Source organism: Streptomyces sp. NPDC087859, assembly GCF_044742595.1.
Classification (GTDB): Bacteria; Actinomycetota; Actinomycetes; order Streptomycetales; family Streptomycetaceae; genus Streptomyces; species Streptomyces canus_F.
The window spans coordinates 205131-224730 of sequence record NZ_JBIUUU010000005.1 but is presented as its reverse complement, the minus strand read 5'-3'; the positions used below and the strand labels follow the sequence as shown (position 1 = coordinate 224730).

At 69.2% G+C, this 19600-nt stretch carries 20 protein-coding genes and 1 pseudogene; 10 read left to right on the top strand and 11 right to left on the bottom strand.

Annotated features, from left to right (window positions below):
• Positions 1–2 precede the first annotated feature (2 nt).
• The 6 genes from ACIOHP_RS13690 to ACIOHP_RS13665 form a co-directional block, all read right to left on the bottom strand.
• Entirely contained in the window at positions 3–332 is a 330-nt protein-coding gene (locus tag ACIOHP_RS13690; RefSeq protein WP_401886853.1) for a hypothetical protein, read from the bottom strand.
• Positions 333–871: 539 nt separating this feature from the next.
• Positions 872–1048 (bottom strand): hypothetical protein, encoded by a 177-nt coding sequence (locus ACIOHP_RS13685; protein WP_401886851.1) that lies wholly within the window; start codon positions 1046–1048, stop codon positions 872–874.
• Between the two features lie 111 nt (positions 1049–1159).
• On the bottom strand, positions 1160–1546 hold the full coding sequence (locus ACIOHP_RS13680) for a signal peptidase I (protein ID WP_401886849.1): 387 nt from the start codon (positions 1544–1546) through the stop codon (positions 1160–1162).
• A 235-nt stretch (positions 1547–1781) separates the two neighbouring features.
• Positions 1782–2078, bottom strand: coding sequence for a hypothetical protein (locus ACIOHP_RS13675; RefSeq protein ID WP_361491621.1), 297 nt, complete (start codon positions 2076–2078; stop codon positions 1782–1784).
• A 170-nt stretch (positions 2079–2248) separates the two neighbouring features.
• Positions 2249–2563 carry a hypothetical protein gene (locus ACIOHP_RS13670; RefSeq protein ID WP_401886846.1) on the bottom strand — a complete coding sequence of 105 codons (315 nt, stop codon included), beginning with the start codon at positions 2561–2563 and terminating at the stop codon, positions 2249–2251.
• Between the two features lie 249 nt (positions 2564–2812).
• Positions 2813–3709, bottom strand: coding sequence for a helix-turn-helix domain-containing protein (locus tag ACIOHP_RS13665; protein ID WP_401886843.1), 897 nt, complete (start codon positions 3707–3709; stop codon positions 2813–2815).
• Positions 3710–4001: 292 nt separating this feature from the next.
• Between ACIOHP_RS13665 and ACIOHP_RS13660 the strand changes: the two genes are divergently transcribed.
• From ACIOHP_RS13660 to ACIOHP_RS13635, 6 genes are all read left to right on the top strand, one after another.
• Positions 4002–4298, top strand: a complete 297-nt coding sequence (locus ACIOHP_RS13660) for a hypothetical protein (RefSeq protein ID WP_401887553.1) — start codon at positions 4002–4004, stop codon at positions 4296–4298.
• A 79-nt stretch (positions 4299–4377) separates the two neighbouring features.
• On the top strand, positions 4378–5139 hold the full coding sequence (locus tag ACIOHP_RS13655; protein WP_401886839.1) for a nuclear transport factor 2 family protein: 762 nt from the start codon (positions 4378–4380) through the stop codon (positions 5137–5139).
• Between the two features lie 32 nt (positions 5140–5171).
• Positions 5172–5495 carry a MoaF-related domain-containing protein gene (locus tag ACIOHP_RS13650; RefSeq protein WP_401886837.1) on the top strand — a complete coding sequence of 108 codons (324 nt, stop codon included), beginning with the start codon at positions 5172–5174 and terminating at the stop codon, positions 5493–5495.
• Between the two features lie 115 nt (positions 5496–5610).
• Entirely contained in the window at positions 5611–6546 is a 936-nt protein-coding gene (locus tag ACIOHP_RS13645) for a protein-ADP-ribose hydrolase (protein WP_401886834.1), read from the top strand.
• On the top strand, positions 6543–7424 hold the full coding sequence (locus ACIOHP_RS13640) for an NAD-dependent protein deacetylase of SIR2 family (protein ID WP_401886831.1): 882 nt from the start codon (positions 6543–6545) through the stop codon (positions 7422–7424). Before ACIOHP_RS13645 ends, ACIOHP_RS13640 begins: the two co-directional genes overlap by 4 nt.
• Complete coding sequence (locus ACIOHP_RS13635) at positions 7421–7801, top strand: nuclear transport factor 2 family protein (protein ID WP_401886828.1); 381 nt, start codon at positions 7421–7423, stop codon at positions 7799–7801. The genes ACIOHP_RS13640 and ACIOHP_RS13635 overlap by 4 nt, the downstream gene beginning before the upstream one ends.
• A gap of 444 nt (positions 7802–8245) precedes the next feature.
• Here ACIOHP_RS13635 and ACIOHP_RS13630 read toward each other — a convergent pair whose 3' ends face one another.
• Positions 8246–9535: a vanadium-dependent haloperoxidase gene (locus ACIOHP_RS13630; protein WP_401886826.1), complete on the bottom strand. Its 1290-nt coding sequence runs from the start codon at positions 9533–9535 to the stop codon at positions 8246–8248.
• A gap of 177 nt (positions 9536–9712) precedes the next feature.
• Positions 9713–10468: a TetR/AcrR family transcriptional regulator gene (locus ACIOHP_RS13625; RefSeq protein WP_361554381.1), complete on the bottom strand. Its 756-nt coding sequence runs from the start codon at positions 10466–10468 to the stop codon at positions 9713–9715.
• Between the two features lie 251 nt (positions 10469–10719).
• On the opposite strand from ACIOHP_RS13625, the gene ACIOHP_RS13620 reads away from it, so the two are divergent.
• Positions 10720–12963 (top strand): MMPL family transporter, encoded by a 2244-nt coding sequence (locus ACIOHP_RS13620; RefSeq protein WP_401886822.1) that lies wholly within the window; start codon positions 10720–10722, stop codon positions 12961–12963.
• 119 nt (positions 12964–13082) lie between these two features.
• On the opposite strand, the pseudogene ACIOHP_RS13615 reads toward ACIOHP_RS13620, so the two are convergent.
• Together ACIOHP_RS13615 and ACIOHP_RS13610 are read right to left on the bottom strand one after the other, a co-directional pair.
• Positions 13083–13357: pseudogene (locus ACIOHP_RS13615) on the bottom strand (transposase); the annotation flags it as partial.
• Positions 13358–13510: 153 nt separating this feature from the next.
• Complete coding sequence (locus tag ACIOHP_RS13610; RefSeq protein WP_401886820.1) at positions 13511–14659, bottom strand: serine hydrolase domain-containing protein; 1149 nt, start codon at positions 14657–14659, stop codon at positions 13511–13513.
• Between the two features lie 359 nt (positions 14660–15018).
• On the opposite strand from ACIOHP_RS13610, the gene ACIOHP_RS13605 reads away from it, so the two are divergent.
• Positions 15019–16278: a ricin-type beta-trefoil lectin domain protein gene (locus ACIOHP_RS13605; RefSeq protein ID WP_401886817.1), complete on the top strand. Its 1260-nt coding sequence runs from the start codon at positions 15019–15021 to the stop codon at positions 16276–16278.
• A gap of 281 nt (positions 16279–16559) precedes the next feature.
• On the opposite strand, the gene ACIOHP_RS13600 is transcribed toward ACIOHP_RS13605, so the two are convergent.
• The gene (locus ACIOHP_RS13600; protein WP_401886815.1) at positions 16560–16718 is read right to left on the bottom strand and encodes a hypothetical protein; all 159 of its coding nucleotides are present in this window, start codon (positions 16716–16718) and stop codon (positions 16560–16562) included.
• A gap of 106 nt (positions 16719–16824) precedes the next feature.
• Between ACIOHP_RS13600 and ACIOHP_RS13595 the strand changes: the two genes are divergently transcribed.
• Both ACIOHP_RS13595 and ACIOHP_RS13590 read left to right on the top strand, forming a co-directional pair.
• Positions 16825–18003, top strand: coding sequence for a cytochrome P450 (locus ACIOHP_RS13595; protein WP_401886812.1), 1179 nt, complete (start codon positions 16825–16827; stop codon positions 18001–18003).
• Between the two features lie 229 nt (positions 18004–18232).
• Complete coding sequence (locus tag ACIOHP_RS13590) at positions 18233–19585, top strand: hypothetical protein (RefSeq protein ID WP_401886810.1); 1353 nt, start codon at positions 18233–18235, stop codon at positions 19583–19585.
• The last annotated feature ends 15 nt before the right edge of the window (positions 19586–19600 follow it).

Genomic DNA, 19600 nt, shown 5'->3' with positions numbered 1-19600 from the left:
GCCTAGTCCCAGCCGTTGACCAGTTTGCCGACCGGGATGACGGCCTCAGCGACGGGAGAGTCGCGAGTCGGCCGCACATCCGCTTCACCGCGGTGGTCCCGTTCCAACGCAGCGTGGTGATCTGCGGCCACGGCCCCGGCCAGCCACTCACAAAGGAGCTGGGCCACATGGGCCGCAGCGACGTCCTCGTCCGGCGCCGACGCCGCGGGCCCCTCGACGCCGGACGCCGCCGCGGCCCCGCTCGAGACCAGCACCACAACGAGGGCGAACCCCAGCGCGGTGACCACCCGCGCGGGGACGGCTGACTTCCTACAGGGCAGTGTCCTGGTCACGATTTCCCCCAGGGTCGGAACTCCTCACCGGATCGCTTCCGGCCATTTCGACGATGCCAGCGAGAAAGCCGCACAAGAGGAGACACCCGTGTCAGCATGCTGACAGGGGTCTGCGGCCGGGCTACAGGATCGTGACACCGCCTGACCGGAACCCGTCACCGGGGAGGGGGCACCCGCCCTTGACCAGGGACGCGCCCAACCCAAGGGGGCCCTCGTTCGGTTGTCGAGATGACGCCTGTGATCCGCCGCTGTCGCCGGTCGCAAGTAGGCCTCCGACACGACTGGACGCAGCCTCTACCGATCTCCGAGGTGAACTGGACTCTCCCCTCCGCCCAGGCACCGGCGGTCAGGCGTAGCCGCCGTTGGCCCACAGCAGCATGGTCGTGCGGAAACCAGGCGCAGGCGCGGCAGCCCTGACACGTCTTCCGCAGAGCCCCGAAGAGCGTTCAGCAGCCGAAGTGCTCTGCCACAGCGAGGCGAAGGAGAACAACTGGACGGGGTAAATGTACGGAGACCGTCGCTGGCTCGGTGGCAAGGGCTCACAGGAAACCCTCTTCGAGGGTGCGGAGGACGACACCGCGCTCCGTCCCCTGCCGGACGACTTCCAGCCTGCCGTCCGTGAACTCGCAGTAGCGCGGCCCGACGGCAGGCCGCTTGGCCACCAACACCCAGCGGGCCATCCTCGACCTCAGCCACAGTCCGCGGACGTGGACCACGCGCCGCAGGAGGCAGTGTTCAATTCAGACGGCCTGCGGGACCCGGCAACGGCCAGAGCGCCATCACGCATGCCCTGGCGCCGAAGCCTTGACTGCCACCCACCCCACGCATCAGGCCTGTTGGGCCTGGCCCCTTTCTGTCGTCGCATAGCCTGGCGCTGACGGCCACCGAACAGTCAGCACCACCGACTCTTCCTCCGCGAACCATGAGTGATCGACTCCGTGTCCCCACACGACGTAATCACCCTGCTCCTGCAGAAGGACGCTGCGGCCGGGCAGTTCGACGCGGAAGCGGCCGCTGATGAGGACCAGGAGAGCTGTGCGCTTCTCGCCCCTCACCCACTGCGATCGCTCATCGGCACAGGGATGGACGCCCCATTTGATCTCTACGGACTCGCTGTGGCGCGGGTCGCCAACATCCTTGAAGTGCCCGAGGAGCCATCCTCGGTCCAGTGATGCATCCTTGCCCGCGTTGCCCACGTACACGCTGTCATTCACGTGGCCGAAGGCTAGCAACCGGTCTCGTACTCGCTGTCGGTGCTTTTGGCACGCGACCTGGCACCGTTCGGTCCGCATCCCAGGCCGTCGCCGAAGTCGACGTCGCCGGCAGTCAGGCGTGTGCCACATCTGTATCGGCAGCCCTGCTCCGACACACTGCGGTCACAGCTGACCAGGGTGATCCACCGCCTGCCCTCGCCTGACGCCTCGCCATCGCCCCGCGCGGGGACGCCGGTCAGGGGGTGTCGCCGGAGTAGTACAAGCGGCAGCCGACGCCCGGCCCCGGTGCACGGGGCTCGCCGGAGCGCGGGTCGTACAGCGCCCGCCCGCCAGGAAACTGCCCGAGCTCCGTGGACAAGGCGGCGCCGTCATCGATCTCTTCCGGCCGCCAGCCCGTGATGTCCAACAGCAGCCCGTCCAGCGGCCCGCCTATGAGCGCGGCATACGTCCGCCCCGGACGCGGACCCGGGTCGGGATCGTCATGGTCGTGGCCGTAGATGCGGCCGTTAAGCAGCTGTTCGTCTCCGTTCATGCTGTCCAGCCTCGCAGCCGCCACCGACAACGCCCGTACGGCGGCGGGCCCGGCCCGAGCCTCCTTCATCCAGCCCAGGCCGGAACCGCCGTGCTCACCGCGCCTTCGGCAACACGTCCAAAGAGCGGTGTTCCTCCGCCTCGCCGCGGCCGGCCACTCGCCTCACCGACTCAGCAGGTCCCTGCCGGGTCAGCTGCGCCAGGGTCGTGGTCGCCACGATGATCCGGTAGTTCACGCCATGGACGCGGCGGGCGCGCGCGTGGAAGGCCGCTTCCCTCGTTGCCGGTGCCGCGCGGCGCGGGGCCGGGGCGAAGCCGAACAGCACCGGCGGAAAAGGCGACCTCGCTGCGGAAAGCCTTGGCCTGCTGGACGGTCTCGGTCAGGGCGGTCATGAGTGCCAGCGCCCCCTCGATCTCCTCCTGCCGCACCGCCTGGTTGGGCGGGTCGAGGGCGGCCGGATCGCGGACCTCGTCCGGCCGGCGCATCGCATGCAGAGCGATCGCATCCGACTACCTAGCCGCCCGCCAGCTCAAGGAACGTGACGCAGAATGTGACGGGTGGGCGGCTATCTTGACCAAGTGTTCGTCGACCTCGCCAGGAATGTACGGGGTGGCACGGCCCGTGCCGGCCAGTAGTGCTGTCACCCTGCAGTGCTGGTATCCGTTCTTGCAGCGGCAGGTGTGGGTCAGCAGCGCGTTGGCGTCGACAACTGCGAGCACGGCCGGACAGATGCCTCACCTCGGGGTGTTCCCGCGGACCGTTTCGCGGAAGGCGATCGGGGTCTGGCCGGTGCGCTGGTGGAAGAACTTGCTGAAGTGGGTGGCGCTGGAGAAGCCGAGGCGGTCGGCGATTCGGGCGGCACTCTGATCGCTGTGGGCCAGGAGGCGCTTGGCTTCGAGGACGACGCGGCGGTCGATGAACTCCTTGGCGCCCAGACCGACTGAGGCGAGGGTGGCGCGCGCCAGGGTGCGGGCCGAGTAACCGAGCGCGTCGGCGTAGTCCTCGACCCGGCGGGTGCGGGCGAAGTCCTTCTCCACCGCGTCACGGAAGCTCAGGTAGGTGGCGTCGGGTTCGGGGGCGGGGCTGCCGGCCGGGGCGGTGAGGTGGGCCAGTCGCAAGACGAGGACGGCCAGCAGGTGGCGCAGGGCCGCGGTGTGGATCTCCAGGCGCAGGCGTCCGAGGGCGTGGAACTCGGCGGCAAGATGGTCGGCGGCCAGTCGCAGGGCCTGGGCGTCCTCGGGCAGGGGCCGACGCAGGATCGGCGCGTGCGGGTCCTCTACGTGGGCGGCGGTGGTAGTGGCCGGGTCGAGGAAGTCCTGGCGGAACAGGATCAGGGTGCCCTCGGCGTGGGTGAGGTCGCCCCACTGCTGGACCTGGCCTGGCCGGACCCACAGCCATGAGCTGGGTTTGAGGGTGTAGGTGGTGAAGTCGACCGTGTGCCAGAAGGTTCCGTCGGTGAGGGTGATCAGGTGGTGGAAGTCCGGGCGCTGGGGGGCCGTGAGCCGTTCTGCGGGTACGCGGCGGCGCAGGTCGGCGAGGGACAGCACTTCGACGCCTGCGGGGGTGCCGGCGGGCGCCGCGAAGGAGATATCGCGGATCCCTCGGTCGGCATCATGTCGGTTTTTGACCATCACCAGTCGCCAGCGTATCCGATTCCACCTGTTCAACGACTCTAGCTTTGAGCTGTCAGCCCATCTGGTGTCAATCAAAGTCGGAAAGCAGTAAGAGAGCGCCAAGAGAGGAGGCATGTGATGCCACGGGCGGAGCAGGCCTCACTGACGTACGCCTTCGAGGCGTACTGCGCGTGGTGCTACAGCTTCGGCCCCACCTTGCGGGCCTTCGTCGAGGACAACGCTCACCGCATCCGGCTCAGCGTCGTTTCGGCCGCTCGACTCCGCCGCCGCGGCGGCGGGGCCGGCCGCGCTGCGCGACCAGCCCGGCGTCAGCGAACTGGACGCGGCCGAGGCCATGCAGCGGGCGTGGTTCATCGACGGCCGCAGCCTGTCCGACGCCGAGGTCTACCGGCGCATAGCAGGCGACCTCGGCTTGGACGCGGACGCCGTGACCGCGGCGTACAGCTCACCGGCCAGCCGTGCGAAGGCCCGCGCCGACTTTCGCGCGCTGCGCCGCCTCAGCGTCGACTCCTACCCGACGCTGCTGCTGGTCACCGCACACGGTGCCGACCAGATGGGGGCGCGGCCTCCACTGCCGCCTCCCTGACCTCCGCCCTCGACCAGCGGCTGACCACGACCATGCCCCAAGTCCCCACCCCTGACCTGCCCTCGCGAGGAGAACCGTCATGAGCAACGCCAAGAACAGCGTCCTGACCGCCGCCGGCGAACTGTTCGGCCAGAAGGATCCGAGCGCGGTGGACCGCTGGGTCACCGCCGACTACACCCAGCACAGCACCCTGGCCGCCGACGGCCCCGAGGCCCTGCGCCAGCTGGTCGCAGGCCTGCCGGAAGGCTTCCGCTACGAGGGCGCCCGGGTGATAGCCGACGGCGACCTGGTCGCCCTGCACGGCACGTACCACGGCTTCGGTCTCGACCCGCTGGTCGCCTTCGACATCTTCCGCGTCGACGCCGACAGCAAGCTCGCCGAGCACTGGGACGCCCTGACCCCGCTGGTCACCGACACCGCCTCCGGGCGCTCGCAGACCGACGGCCCCGCCGAGGTCACCACGCCCGAGGAGACCGAGGCCAACCGGGCCCTGGTCGCCGAGTTCGCGCAGAAGGTCCTCGTCGGCGCCGACTACTCGGTGCTCACCGACTACATCTCCACCGAGACGTACGACCAGCACAACCCTCAGGCCGCCGACGGCCTCGACGGCTTCGGCGCCGCCGCCGCGAAGTGGGCCGAGCAGGGCAAGAACCTCGTCTACAAGACCGTCCACAAGGTCATCGCCGAGGGCGAGTTCGTCCTGCTCCAGTCCGAGGGCGAGTTCGGTGTCCCCGTCGCGTACTACGACCTCTTCCGCGTCCGGGGCGGCAAGATCGTCGAGCACTGGGATGTCATCTCCCCGATCCCGGCCGAGCTGCCCCACGGCAACGGCCTGTTCTGAAGCCGCACACCGCCCACAGGGAGAGAAACGCGATGAGCGAGCTCACCTACGCCGGGAAGACCTTCGTCTTGCGCGTCGACAACGGGGCCGTCTTCCGCAACGCCTACGCGACCGACGGCACCACCCTCCACTACCAGACCCTGGAAGGCCCGACCAAGGGCGCCGAGGAGACCGTCACCCTCCACACCGCCGAGGTGGCCCCCGGCCGGTTCATGCTCGGCTGGGCCGAGAAGGCCGGCATGACGATCACCCACCTCAAGAACCTCAACGCCAAGACGGTCCACGCCTTCTGGACCTACGGGAGGGGCGAGGGCCGCGTCGCCGAACTGCACACCGGAACCGTCGAACCCACCTGACGCGCCCCCAACCGCCGTGCCCCCACCAGCCAGCGGGTGAGGGCACGGCGGCGTGCCGTTCGGCAGATCTGTATCACCTTCGACCCGTCACGCACCCACTGCCCGGAGGGCCACCGTGTACCCGACCCCGCTGCCGCTCGCCGCCTACCGCGCCGCCATCGCCCTGGACGAGCCGTTCCGCCCCGCCGCCGGCCACGATCCGCAGGCCCGGCCCGCCGATCTGGTGCGCGAGGCGCTCCGCCTGCTGGGCGACGACCCGGCGGCAGTGACGGCCGGGCTGAGCCCCGACGCGGCGGACCGGGCCGACGACCACGACGCCCGGCGGCTCCTGCGCGCCGTGCTGACGGTCCGGCAACCGGGCCCACTGCCCGCCGGGGCCACCCGCGTGCTGGACGCGCTCCTGGCCGGCGAACGCCTGGCACGCGGCACCACCGACGCAGCCTCGCTGCCCACCGTCCGCGGCACACTCCCCCACACCGTGTACCGGGCAGCCGACCGTGCGGTGCTGTGGCACGGCGACCTCACCACCCTCGGCGCGGACGCCGTCGTCAACGCCGCGAACAGTGCCCTGCTCGGCTGCTTCAGGCCGATGCACCCGTGCATCGACAACGCCCTCCACTCAGCTGCCGGGCCCCGCCTGCGCGACGACTGCCATGCGATCATGTCCTTGCAGGGCCACCCGGAGCCGACCGGCACCGCCAAGATCACCCGCGGCCACCACCTGCCGGCCCGCTACGTCCTGCACACCGTCGGACCGATCGTCGACGGTCCTGTGCTCCTGGAGCACCAGCGGGCGCTGGCGGCCTCGTACCATGCCTGCCTCGACCTCGCCGCCGACGTGGACGACATCCGCAGCGTCGCGTTCTGCGGCATCAGCACCGGCGTCTTCGGCTACCCCAAGACGCCCGCCGCCCGCATCGCCCTGGACACCGTGGCCGAATGGCTCGACCTCCACCCCGGACGGCTCGACCGCGTGATCTTCAACGTGTACGCGGACGACGACCGCGCCGCCTATGTCCAGGCACTGACCGAAGGAACCCCGCCCCGATGAACCAGCCTGCCTTCGACCTGGAGGCCACCGCCGAGACGATTCACACCTGGCTCGGCGAGGCCGACCGTGTCCTGATCACCGCCGGGGCCGGACTCAGCGCCGCCGCCGGATACGACTACGGCGACGAAGACCGCTTCCGGGAACTCTTCCCCGCCCTGCACCGCCTCGGTCTGCGCTCCCGCTACATGGTCGGCGTCCCCCTGCCGCCCGAGCTGTGGTGGGGCTACTGGGCCGTCCACATCGACGACATCCGCTTCTCCCCGGAACCCAACCCCCTCTACCAGCAGCTGAGGTCCCTCGTCGGTCACAAGGACCACTGGGTGATGACGTCCAACGTGGACGCCCTCTTCGCCCGCAACGGCTTCGCCCCCGACCGGATCTTCACCCCGCAGGGCGACTACGGCCGCTACCAGTGCACAGCTTCCTGCACCCCGACCACCTTCGACAGCCGCCCTCTCGTCGCACAGCTCCTCGCTGCGTACGAACCGGCGACCGGCGCTGTCAACGCTCCCCTGCCCAGCTGCCCCAACTGCGGCGGTGAGGTCGAGATCAACGTCCGCATCGGCCCCGAGTTCGTCGACGACCCCTATCTCCCCGCAGGCCGCCGCCTCCAGGACTGGCTGGGAACCGCCGTCGACGCCCGCCTGCTCATCCTCGAGTTCGGCGCCGGATTCAACACCCCTGGCGTCATCCGGCGGCCGGGCGAACACCTCACCCGCCAGATCCCCCACGCACGCCTCGTACGTATCAACCCCACCCACCCCGAAACCCCCGACGACCTCACCGGCCGAACCCTGTCCGTCCCCGCCTGCGCCGACCACCTGCTCGACGCACTCACCGTGCCGCACGCGGCACCCCACCCTACGGTGGCATCGTGAGCACCCCGGAGAAGAACAAGGCCACGGCTCAGTCGTTCTACGACCTGATGTTCAACCAGTGCCGCCCCGCCGAGGCCATCAACCAGTACGCAGGCGACACCTACATCCAGCACAATCCACACGTCGGCGACGGCAAGCAGGCGTTCATCGACTACTTCGAGCGCATGGCCGCCGAGTATCCCGGCAAGCGGGTGGAGGTCAAGCGTGCCTTCGCCGAAGGCGACCACGTGATCCTGCACTGCCACCAGACCTGGCCCGACGAGGAGTACGCCGGCATCGACATCTTCCGTTTCGACGCGGACGGCAAGATCGTCGAACACTGGGACGTCCTCCAGGTGATCTCGCCCATCTCCAAGAACGACAACACCATGTTCTGACCCTCACCCCGCGCGCGCCGCACTGCAACGCTCACACGTACCAACAACGCCCCCCACACAGGTAGGCAGAACGCCAGCCGACCGCATCGATCGTCGCGATGAACAGCGCAGGTCCGGAACGCGGCCTCTTCACCAGTAGGCGCGGCAGTCAGGTAGAGGCACGGACGGCGCGTCACTGCTCCGCCCCGATTTGGTCGGTTTTCGGCGAAAGCCCCATGCGGCAACGGAGTTCCCCACAGACAGGAGATCGACAAGATCCTTCTGTCGCACGAGGAACTCCGTTGGAGGCTCAGTGTCGAACCCTGCCCGCACAACCACCATTTCCTGGGCGGAGATTAGTCATCCTCTCCACAGCCCATCCCGCTGCGCCGCGCTTGGGTCACCGTCCCCGTGTCGGTGCTGTCCCGAGCTGTCCTCACTGCGGTGGTGGAAGGGCCGGCCACGTCAGCGCCGCTGGAAGGCGCTGTTGAGGACGTCGCGGGTGACCGCCAGGCCGAGCCGGTGCCCGTGCTCGGAGGCGAAGCGGTAATGCACGCCGGCCCAGATTCGCGCCTCCATGAGTTCGGCTGTCGCCGCCTGAAGGCTGTCGTAGCGGCGGGTCGTGCCGGAGGCCGGGCTGTACGCGGCGAACGTGAGGTCGTCACGGCCGAAGAACGACCCCAAGGCCGTCATGACCGCCGTGGTGAAGCAGGCGTGGCCCGACGGGTACTCCGGCGACGGGGCGGTGACCCGCAGCGGCGTCCAGTCCGGGTCGGGATCGGTGGCCGCGTTGCCGTCGGTGCCGGCGAGCGGAATGGCCGTCACTGGGCGCCAGAAGTTCCAGTGCGCCTTGGACTTGTAGCAGGCGATCAGGGTGTCGGCGGAGGCCACGTACACCATGGCGAGCAGCCGGGCCGTCCGGAGGCTGCTGAGGCGGTGCGCGCCGGCGAGTTGCCGGGTGATCGACCATTCGACCATCCGGGGGTCGTCCCACCAGATCGCCGCCTCGGTCTGGTCCTCGGTGCGGACGGTACTGGTGGCTGCGCCGAGGCTCTTGACCTCGTTCATATCGCGGGCCCAGGCGGCGCCGGTCAGGGCCGGCGGGGGCTTGACCCCGTAGGCGCCGGCGTCGGGGACGACGAACGGCTTCAGGTTCGGCACCCAGGCGCCGACGTTGACGTAGCCGGGCGGGGTGAGCCGGTATTCGCCCGGCTCGGTGCCGACGGTCCACGGCGCGGTGGGGTCGAAGCCGTCGTCACGGCGGCTCTCGGTCATCGCCGCGGCGGCGGCCCTGCCGACGGCCACCCCGCCGTCCTCGGCGCGGCCGTCGGGTATCGCGGCCAGCGCCTCGTCGTACCGGGCGTTCAGCGACTCGGCCTGCGCAGGGAAGAGCCACAGCAGCGTGTCGTGGGAGGCCGCGGCCACCGCCGCGGCGGTGGAGTCCCCGGGGCGGCTGCGGGGCGCGCTGACCAGGGGCTCGTACGGACGGCCGGCGACGGCGTTGACCGCGTCGTACACGGCGCCCTGCACGATGGCGAAGCTGCGGGTGCTGGCGGTGGGCGACTGCTTGGCGGTGTCGTAGATGGCGGTCTGGGCGTGGATGTTCCAGGCGATGACGGGATTGCCCGGGGCTGCCTCCGCGCCGCGGTGTGCCTCGGCGGTGGTGGCCGTCATTGGGACGGTCAGGGCGAGTACGGTGAGGACCGCGATACGGCGTAACCCTGTGAATGATCCGGCGAGCTGACGTTGTGTCACGAGGCCCCCCATGGGCTTGTCGGTGACAGATTGTGCGAGCCTATTGGGCAGGGGTCAGTTTTGTCGTTACATCGACAATCATCGACAATCCGACGGGGTTCACACCCGGATGTCCGTCACCTCGGCGACGACTACGCGGGCCCCGGTCGCCAGCACACGACCCGAGCGCCCCGCCCGTCAGGGCGCAGCCGGTGCCTCTTTGGGCTGCGAGGGGATTCGGCGATGAATGTCCTCGAGCAGGTCTCGCATCGCCATGTGGAAGATTTCGGCCTGGTGTTCGCCGATGAAGGAGGTGTGTCCGAAGGCTTCCAGGACGACCAGGCCGTGCAGGTGCCCCCAAGCGCCGAGGAGGAGAGCGGTCGCGGGCGCCGGCAGGGTTTCCTGGCCGTGCGGAAACATGGGTTCCAGATGCGCCCGGAGCGCCGGCGAGAGTACCCGGGTGTCGGCCGCGGCCAGTTGCGCCGTGGTGAACCCGGCGAACATCTGGCGCTGGAAGACCTCGCCGATCCGGCGCATCGCCTGAGTGGTCGGGCCCTCGGCAGGTGCCTCGTAATGACGCAGGGGCGCTCCGTACAGCAGTTGAAATCGCTCGACGTGGGTGATGGCCCATCGGCGATAGCTCTCGGCCGCGACAACGAACCGCGGTCCGGCCGGTTCGTCCGCCGCTGAGTCGGCGGCTGCCGTCACTGCGTCGGCCAGGTCCTCGTACGCCTTGGCGACGACAGCCGTGACGAGGGCATCCCGGTTCGGAAAGTAGTGGTAGAGCCCCTGCACGGTCATGCCGAGGCTGCGGGCGACCGCCCTCAGGGACAGGGCGTGCGGCCCATGCTCGGCGATGTAGCTCTCTGCGGCGTCCACGATCTCCTGGGTGGCGGCGGCCCGACGTCGCTGGCGCAGGGATGGCGGGACCGTCGCATAAGCGTCTGCGGCCATGGGGCGATCCTACGACGGCTGATCCGACGGAGTATCAGAAACCTGATGCCTGACTGAAATACCTCACAGTGTCAGGTAAATCTCCTTCTGCTAAAAAGCCCACTGCCTCTCTAGCGTCGTTCTCGTCGCCGAAGAGCGCCGAACCGCGCCCCTCTCTGACGGGGCGAAGGGGGCTCTGCGACGCCTTGCGCCGGCGTCCGCCCGGCCGACACCCCTCGCCTTCCACAGAAGAACACCGAAGGAGATCACCCGTGTTCGAACGCATGGCCGAATTGGCGATTCGCCGGTCCCGGCTGGTCCTAGTCGTCGCCGCCCTGGCTGTGGCCCTCATGGGCGTGGTGGGCGCTGGCGCCTTCGACAAGCTGAAGGGGGGCGGCTTCGACGACCCCGCCTCCCCGTCCACCCGAGCAGCGGAGATCATCGGCGACAAGTTCGGCGGCGAGACCAACCTGGTCCTGCTGGTCCGCTCCCCCGAAGGCCGCATCGACACGCCCGCCTCCGCAGAGCGCGGACGAGACCTGGTGGCCGACCTCAAGAGGGACGAGCGGCTCAGCAACATCGTCTCGTACTGGGAAACGAACAGCCCCGATCTGCGCTCCAAGGACGGCCGCGAAGCCGTGGTGCTCGCCCACGTGGGAGGCGACACCACGGAGCAGCGGAAGAACTCCATCGAGATCCTCGACGACTACAGCGGCACGTACAAGGACGCCCTCACCGTCCGGGCCGGAGGCGGCGCCGCCGTAGGCGCCGACGTGTCGAACCAGGTGTTCGAGGATCTGATCCTCGCCGAAGCGATCGCCATACCGCTGACCCTGGCACTCCTCATGATCGTCTTCGGCAGCATGGTCGCGGCGATGCTGCCGCTGGTCATCGCGATCATCGCCATCATCGGATCGTTCGCCCAGCTCTTCCTCTTCGGCAGCATCACCGATGTCGCCGACACCGCTACCAACCTCACCACCGCGCTGGGCCTCGGACTGGGCATCGACTACGCCCTTCTGATGGTCAGTCGCTTCCGGGAGCAGCTCACGGCCGGGGCGAGCGTGGACGACGCCGTCCGGCGCACGGTGCACACCGCAGGCCGTACCGTCGCCTTCTCCGCCGCGACGGTCGCGGCGGCCATGGCGGCGCTTTTGGTGTTTCCGCACTACTTCCTGCGCTCGATGGGCTTCACCGGAGTCGGTGTCGTCGTCCTCGCCGCCCTCAGCACCCTGTTCGTGATGCCGGCCCTGCTGAAGGTGCTGGGGCACCGGGTCAACAACGGGCGGCTGCCGTGGGCGAAGCCCCAGCGCTCCGACGCCCGTACACCTCTGTGGGGACGGCTGGCGCGTACCGTCATGCGGCGGCCCGTGCTCACGGCACTGCCCGTACTCGCCGTGCTGCTCTTCGCGGCGAGCCCGCTGCTCAACATCGCCTTCGGCACGCCGGACGAACGCGTGCTGCCCAAGGACGCCGAGAGCCGCCAGGTTTCACAGGTGCTGCGAGAGGAGTTCGGCGGCAGTGAGGACTCGGCCCTCCACATCGTCATCGGTCAGTCCGTGGACAAGGCCCCGCTGGCGTCGTACGCGGGCCAACTGGCCGCACTCAAGGGCGTCGAGCGTGTCGAGACCAGCACGGGCATCTACACCGCTGGAGAGTCCGCGGCGACCGGCCCGGCCAACCCCGCTCTCGGCCGGCCCGACGCACAGCGGATCAGCGTGGTGAGCAGCCTGACACCGAAGTCGGAAGCGGCCGAGAGCCTGGTCAAGCAGGTGCGCTCGGTCACCCCGCCCCCCGGGGCCGACCCCCTGGTCGGGGGGAACGACGCCGTACTCGTCGACGCCAAGGAATCCATCGCCGACAAGCTCCCCCTGGCCGGGGGCCTGATCGTCCTCACCACCTTCCTGCTGCTCTTCCTCTTCACCGGCAGCATCGTGCAGCCGCTGCGCGCACTGGCCCTCAACCTGATCAGCCTGGCAGCCACCTTCGGCGTCATGTCCTGGATCTTCGTGGACGGCAACCTCTCCTCCTTCCTCAACTTCACGGCGCAGCCGATGGAGATGACGATGGCCGTGCTGATGTTCTGCATCGCCTTCGGCCTCTCGATGGACTACGAGGTCTTCGTGACCAGCCGGATCAAGGAACTCCACGACCAGGGAGCGGACAACGAAACCGCCGTGGTCAACGGTCTCGGCCACACCGGGCGCATCGTCAGCGCGGCTGCCGTCCTGCTCGCGGTCAGCTTCTTCGCCTTCGGCACCGCCAAGCTCAGTTTCATGCAGATGTTCGGCCTCGGCAGCGGACTGGCCATCCTCATCGACGCCCTCGCCGTACGCGGCGTCCTGGTCCCCGCCGCGATGCGTCTGCTCGGCCGCTCCGCCTGGTACGCGCCAGGCTTCCTGCGCAGGTTCCACGGACGCTACGGCCTCAGCGAAGGCGGCGGCCCTGAGCCGACGTCCGCATCCGGACCTGTAGCGGCGGCGCCGACGCACAAGGAGAACTCGACCAGGGTCTGACCGGTAAGAGATCGGGGACTGGCGCGGTAGCTGACGCGCCGCTTCCAGTCCCCGCCGCTCCAGACTGTGCGTGCAGTTCCCCCGCACGCGGCTTTCCGACACCCGGAGTCGCGGGGCACCGCTGTTCCGGTGTACCGGCGCTGGACGGCGACGGTGTGCGTGCCCTTCTTCACGTCCCCGGTCTCGTCGACCACCAGCACCGCATCCTCGTCGTACAGATGCTCCAGCAGGCCCGGCCGAGCAGGTGCTGCATGCCCTCCGAACTCGCCTCCCCGGCCCACTCGGCGATCGACCAGCAGTTCTTGCGCGGCAGGTCCGACAGCAGCCCCAGCACCAAGTCCCTCACTCGGCGCCGGGGCTCAACCCGCGCGAACCGGCCCGCTATCCGGCCCATCAGGGCCTCGAACGCCTCCTGCCGGCGAGCAGGGTCTACGCAGTGACCTGCGGTCACCGCATGATCTTCAGTCTTCACACACCGATGATCAGCGGTGGCCGCGACCTTCCCGCAGTCGGTCCACCAGCAAGATCAATGTCTACGGCTGGAGTACTAAGAACGGGTTCGGCACAGTTCCTGACGCACGAGTGCGGTCATGGCCTGCTGGGTGTCCTGGCCGCCGCCACTGGTGACGTACACCACGGCGGTCCGGGTCCCGTCTCGGGTGGCGCCGCCCCAGGTGACATAGCCGAGGAGTTCGCCCCTGTGGCCGAAGTAGCTGCCGCCACAGGGCAACGGGATCTCGGCCAGACCGAGTCCATACCTCACGCCCAGCTCGGGCGCGAGCTTGGTGGTTGTCATCTCGTCGAGCTGCGCCGGAGCCAGCAGACGGCCGCCGAGCAGCGCGGCGTAGAACCGGTTCAGGTCGTGCGCGGTGCTGATGATCGAGCCGGAGCCGACGGCCATACTCGAATCGAGCGCTGTGACGTCGATGCCGGTGTCGGTGCCGAACGCGGCGTAGCCCTGGGCGTGCGGGCCCAGGATGAACGGGAAGGCGCCGGGCGTACTGGTGTCCCTCAGGCCCAGCGGGCGGATGATCCGGTCCTTCACCTCCCGTGCCCAACTCCGGCCGGTGACCTTGTGGATGATCATCGCGGCGAGAATGTAGTTGGTGTTGGAGTACGACCAGCCATGGCCCGGGGAGAACTTGGCAGGGTGCCGCATCGCCAGACCCACCAACTCCTCGGGGGTGTACGTGCGGAACCGCTCGGCCCGATAGCCGTCCGCGCTTTTCAACGCGGATATCTCCGGCCCGACATCAGGGATGCCGCTGGTGTGCTGCAGCAGCTGCCGCACGGTGATCTGGCTGCCGTCGTTGCCGTTGCCCCGGACCACTCCCGGCAGCCACTGCTCGACGGTGTCTTCCAGAGACATTCGCCCCTCGCCGACGAGTTGCAGCACGACCGTGGCGGTGAAGGTCTTGGTGGCACTGCCGATCCGGAACCTGCCGTCCCGCGGCATCGGCCTCCTGGTGTTCATCGCGGCCGTCCCGGCGTACACGCTGTCGCGTGCGTCCAGTGACGTCACCTCCGCGTGCACACCGACCACCCCGGTGTCGTGGATCGCATCCACCTGCCGTTGGAGCGGATCGGCCGGCCGCGGCTTCGCCGCCGCCGTGGGCGCGGTCGATGCGGCGAGGACGGCTGTAGCCAGGCTGGTCAGGACGAGCGTGCCTCGCCGACGCCTTCTTAACCCATGCATGACGACCCCTTCTCTGGTCAGGTTGCGCGCGAGTTCAGGGACCGCTCAGGCTGTGGCCCGCGACTGTGTCGCCCCCGAAGCCGGCGGCCGACGACCATCCCACCAGCGGAGGGGGGATCGCCCCATCCGGCTTTCCCCCTGACGTACCGATGCGCTGTCCTCAGGGCGGTGCCGGGGGGTTACCCCCTTAACGATGCCGAGGCTCCCCCGGCCGCCCGGGGTTCTCGACGGGTAACAATTGGTCCGTACCTGAGTATTGACTCCCCCTTATCTCACTCCTTAAATCAACAGGCGAGACCTTCACCCCCACCTCGATCGGCTCACCTGTGCGCTCGATCGCCGTATGGAAGGACAAAGACGTGGCCTCCCCACGCCTGCTCCGCAGATGCCTGTTCGCCGCCTTGTCCGCCGTGTTGGTCGCGTCCGCCGCGACCGGCGCGGCTCATGCGGATCCATCGGACGTCTCCGCTTCACCCTCGGATGCCTCCGCCGCCGCGGTGGTGTTCTCCGACACCTTCGACGGTGCCGCCGGCAGCCCCGTCAACTCCTCCAGGTGGTCACTGGAAACCGGCGACAACGTCAACAACCACGAGCGCCAGTACTACACGTCCGGTACCAACAACGCGGCCCTGGACGGCCAGGGCCACCTGGTGATCACGGCCAAGAAGGAGAATCCGGCCAACTACCAGTGTTGGTACGGGACGTGTCAGTACACCTCGGCCCGAATGAACACCTCCGGGAAGTTCAGCGCGCAGTACGGGCACGTCGAAGCCCGGATGAAGATCCCGCGCGGGCAGGGCATGTGGCCCGCGTTCTGGATGCTCGGCACCGACATCGGGTCGGTCGGCTGGCCCAACTCGGGCGAGATCGACGTTATGGAGAACGTCGGCTACGAGCCCTCCACGATCCACGGCACCATCCACGGACCCGGCTACTCCGGCTCAGCCGGCATAGGCTCCGGCTACACCCTGCCGAACGGCCAGGCCTTCGCCGACGCCTTCCACACCTTCGCCGTCGACTGGGCCCCAAATTCGATCAAGTGGTCGGTCGACGGCGTCGTCTACCAGACGCGCACACCCGCCGACGTGGGCGGGAACACCTGGGCGTTCAACAAGCCGTTCTTCCTGATCCTGAACCTCGCGGTCGGCGGCTACTGGCCCGGCGACCCCAACAGCTCCACCGTCTTCCCGGCCCAGCTGGTGGTGGACTCAGTGTCCGTGACCACGAGCGAAACGGCCACCGGCGTGGCGATCCACGGCCTGGCCGGCAAGTGCGTGGACGTCGCCGGGGCGAACACCGCCAACGGTACCGCCGTGCAGCTCTACGACTGCAACGGCTCCGCCGCGCAGCAGTGGACCGTGGGCTCCGACGGCACGATCCGCGCGCTCGGCAAGTGCCTGGACGTGACCGGTGGCGCCACCGCGGACGGCACCAAGACCCAGCTCTACGACTGCAACGGCTCCGCCGCTCAACGGTGGGCCGTCAGCTCGGCGAACGACATCGTCAATCCACAGGCCAACAAATGCCTGGACGTGACCGGCAACAACAGCGCCAACGGCACCCGGTTGCAGATCTGGACCTGCTCGGGCGCCGCCAATCAAAAGTGGACGGTTGGCTGACCCAGCCCCGAAACCCACAGCCCAGAGGCTGAACCACCAGGCCGGAAGATCATGGTCCGGGCGTAACGGTGGCGACGGGCCGGAAGTTGTGGCTGCCCGGCTCGTCCGAGCGCTGGACGCAGCCACCGAGGACGGGCCGCCCCGCGACCGTAGTGATGGAGACCGTGCAGAGTGAGGGCGGGGAGTTGGCCTGCTCGGGCCATCAGGATGCGGGCGGGTTGACGGACGACGACATCGCGCCAAAGGGCTTCGGCCGTACCGGTCCGGGTGCGGGAGGTGGCTCAGGCCACCTTCGGCGCGGGAAGGGAGCAAGGAGCCACGGCGGTCGAGGCGGTGGTTGTGAAGGCAGCGCCGCCCGCCTCGGAGACCGGCCGGTACGCCGACGAGGTCGTCCTGCCGTCGTCGAAGGCCGTCTCCCACAAGGACCCCCACGCGGACACGAAGCGGCTCCTGCTCCTCCTGGCAACCGACCAACCGACGCCTGCGGCGCCTGTGTTGGGCGTGTCGCGGATGGCGACCGGCCGGAGCGGGCTACAGCCTGAAAGCATGACCGACCCGAGCCAAGACCCCCGCTTCCTCCAGGACCCCTACCCCACCTACGCTGCCATGCGGTCCAGTTGTCCCGTGCAGCCCCTGCCCACCGGGTCAGGCGGACACCCCAGCTACGTGGTCACCGGCTACGCGGAAGCCCGGAAAGCCCTCGGCGACACTCGGCTCTCGAAGGACACGGCCGCGTTCTTCGCGGGCAAGGAGTCACGGCGCCGGCTGCACCCGGCGGTGGCACACACCATGCTGGCCACCGATCCACCCCAGCACACCCGGCTGCGCAAGCTGGTGACCAAGGCGTTCACGAACGGAGCCGTCGCGCAGCTGCGTCCGTTCATCGCCCGTGTCACCGACGAGTTGCTGGATCAGTGGCCCGTCGGCGAACGGTTCGACTTCGTGGCCGCCCTGGCGGTGCCGCTGCCGGTCATCGTGATCTGCGAACTGCTCGGAGTGCCTGCGGGAGACCGGCCCGACGTCCGGCGCTGGTCCGGGGAGCTGTTCGCGGCAGGCAGGCCCGACACCATCGACGCGGCCTCGCATTGCCTGGCCGACTACATGACGACCCTCATCGCCGCCAAGCGCCTGAGCCCCGGCAGCTCCCTCCTCGACGGACTCATCTCGGCTCGCGACGGAGACGACCGTCTCAGCGAAGAGGAACTGGTCTCCCTGGCGGTGCTGCTGCTCGTGGCCGGGCACGAGACCACCACCAACTTCCTCGGCAACGCCACCCTCGCGCTGCTCCAGCGCCCCGCCGAGCTGGATCGCCTCCGGAAGAATCCGGACGATGTCCCGGCCGTACTCGACGAGTTGCTTCGATTCGACTCCCCCGTCAGTACCGCCACCTTCCGGTTCACCACTGCAGCCGTCACGCTCGGCGGTACCGACATCCCGGCCGGCACCCCGGTACTGATCGCCCTCGGAGCGGCCAACCGCGACCCGGCCCGCTTCCCGTCACCGGACCTGCTCGACCTGGACCGGGACGCCACCGCCCACCTCAGCTTCGGCCACGGCATCCACCGCTGCGTCGGTGCTCCCCTGGCCAAGGCCGAGGCGGAGATCGCCCTGCGAGCGGTACTGAGCCGGTTTCCCGGAATCCGGCTCGCTGGACCAGCCGACCGGTTGGAGTGGCGCCCCACGCGTCTCGTCCGCGGGCTCGTATCGCTTCCCGTCCTGGTGTAGCCGTCCGGCGCAGGACGAGTTCGCGAATTCGCCAACTCGCCAACTCGTCACCGAACTCCCGGAACGGCGGCGGCACTTCCGGCCATCGTGTCCGAAGCTGTTCACGCTCCATGCGTACGGGGGCCACCCGCAGTTGGTGGGGGCGGCCCAGCCTTCACGTCGACATCGTGACGACGGAAGGCTCCCAGTGCAGGACTACGTTTTCGCCCGTGGGCGCAGGGCGGTTGCCATGGCGACCGGGGCGCTTACGCTCGCAGTCGTGAGCATGGGAAGCCAGGCGCAGGCGGCGAGTTACGGCACCCCGAGCATCGCCCTGTCGGCGGGCTACCTGTCGGGCGCGGTGGCGGCGACCGGGGACCCGACGGTGAACGTGACGGTGGGACAGAGCGGGGCCGACGCCGGGGCGCTCGCCGTCACGGTGACCGCCAGCACCAAGACGTCCGTGGCGACCACCGGCGACGTCACGGTCACCGGCACGGGCGCCACCCGCCGCCTGGCCGTCGCCACACACGGCCGGGGCTACACCGACCTCACCGTCAAGGTCACGGGAGTCCACGGGCAGACCGCCACCAAGACGCTGCACTACGCCGCTTCCGCCGCCGTCCAACAGGGCGCGGACAGCAGGTACTTCACCGGGTCGAGCGACGCCTCGGCGGCCGTCGACGTGGGCGGCGGCTACGTCGTCGTGGCGGACGACGAGTCCAACGTCCCGCGCCTGTACGACCGTTCGGCGTCCGGCGCGCCCATCAAGACCTGGGACTTCAGCTCGAAGATCGGTGTCACCAAGGAGATCGACATCGAGGGCGCGGCCCGCGCGGGCGACACCATCTACTGGACGGGCTCCCTCGGCAACAACAAGGACGGCGAGTACAAGTCGGCCCGCAACACCCTCTTCACCACGAAGGTGACGGGGTCCGGAGCGACCACCGCCCTGTCGTACGGCGGCTCGTACAAGAAGCTCCGCGACGACCTGGTCGCCTGGGACGAGGCGCACGGCGACCGCTACGGCTTCGCGGCAGGCACAGCGGACGGCCAGGCCCCCAAGCAGATCGACGGTTTCAACGTGGAGGGGCTGGAGTTCGCGCCGGGCTCGACGACGACGGCGTACGTCGGCTTCCGCGCACCGCTCGCCCCGGCCGTCCCCGGCGGCAAGGCGCTCCTGGTGCCGGTGACGAACATCGACAAGGTGGTGGCCAGCGGCGCGACGGCCGTCTTCGGCACCCCGATCGAACTCGACCTCGGCGGCCTCTCGATCCGCGACGTGCGCAAGAACGCCGCGAACCAATACTTGATCGTCGCCGGTTCCTGGGCCGCCGACGACAACACGGCCCCGTACGCCCTCTACACCTGGGACGGCAACCCCGCCCACACCCCCACCAAGACCCGCGACCTCCCGACCTCCGACCCCGGCGGCTGGGAGACCGTCATCGATGTCCCCGACCTCACCACCCCCGGCGCCCGAGCCCAACTCCTCACCGACAACGGCTCCGCCGACCTCTACGGCGACGGCACAGAGGCCAAGGACCTGACCCACCCGGAGTGGAAGAAGTCGCGGGGGACCTGGTTCACGGTGACGGGCTGAGCCGAGCCGGGCGGG

Coding starts and splice junctions, on each gene's coding strand:
- ACIOHP_RS13675 (WP_361491621.1), bottom strand. CDS start 2,078: ATGAACGGAGACGAACAGCTGCTTAACGGCCGCATCTACGGCCACGAC.
- ACIOHP_RS13670 (WP_401886846.1), bottom strand. CDS start 2,563: ATGCGCCGGCCGGACGAGGTCCGCGATCCGGCCGCCCTCGACCCGCCC.
- ACIOHP_RS13665 (WP_401886843.1), bottom strand. CDS start 3,709: ATGGTCAAAAACCGACATGATGCCGACCGAGGGATCCGCGATATCTCC.
- ACIOHP_RS13655 (WP_401886839.1), top strand. CDS start 4,378: ATGAGCAACGCCAAGAACAGCGTCCTGACCGCCGCCGGCGAACTGTTC.
- ACIOHP_RS13650 (WP_401886837.1), top strand. CDS start 5,172: ATGAGCGAGCTCACCTACGCCGGGAAGACCTTCGTCTTGCGCGTCGAC.
- ACIOHP_RS13640 (WP_401886831.1), top strand. CDS start 6,543: ATGAACCAGCCTGCCTTCGACCTGGAGGCCACCGCCGAGACGATTCAC.
- ACIOHP_RS13625 (WP_361554381.1), bottom strand. CDS start 10,468: ATGGCCGCAGACGCTTATGCGACGGTCCCGCCATCCCTGCGCCAGCGA.
- ACIOHP_RS13610 (WP_401886820.1), bottom strand. CDS start 14,659: ATGCATGGGTTAAGAAGGCGTCGGCGAGGCACGCTCGTCCTGACCAGC.
- ACIOHP_RS13595 (WP_401886812.1), top strand. CDS start 16,825: ATGACCGACCCGAGCCAAGACCCCCGCTTCCTCCAGGACCCCTACCCC.
- ACIOHP_RS13590 (WP_401886810.1), top strand. CDS start 18,233: ATGGCGACCGGGGCGCTTACGCTCGCAGTCGTGAGCATGGGAAGCCAG.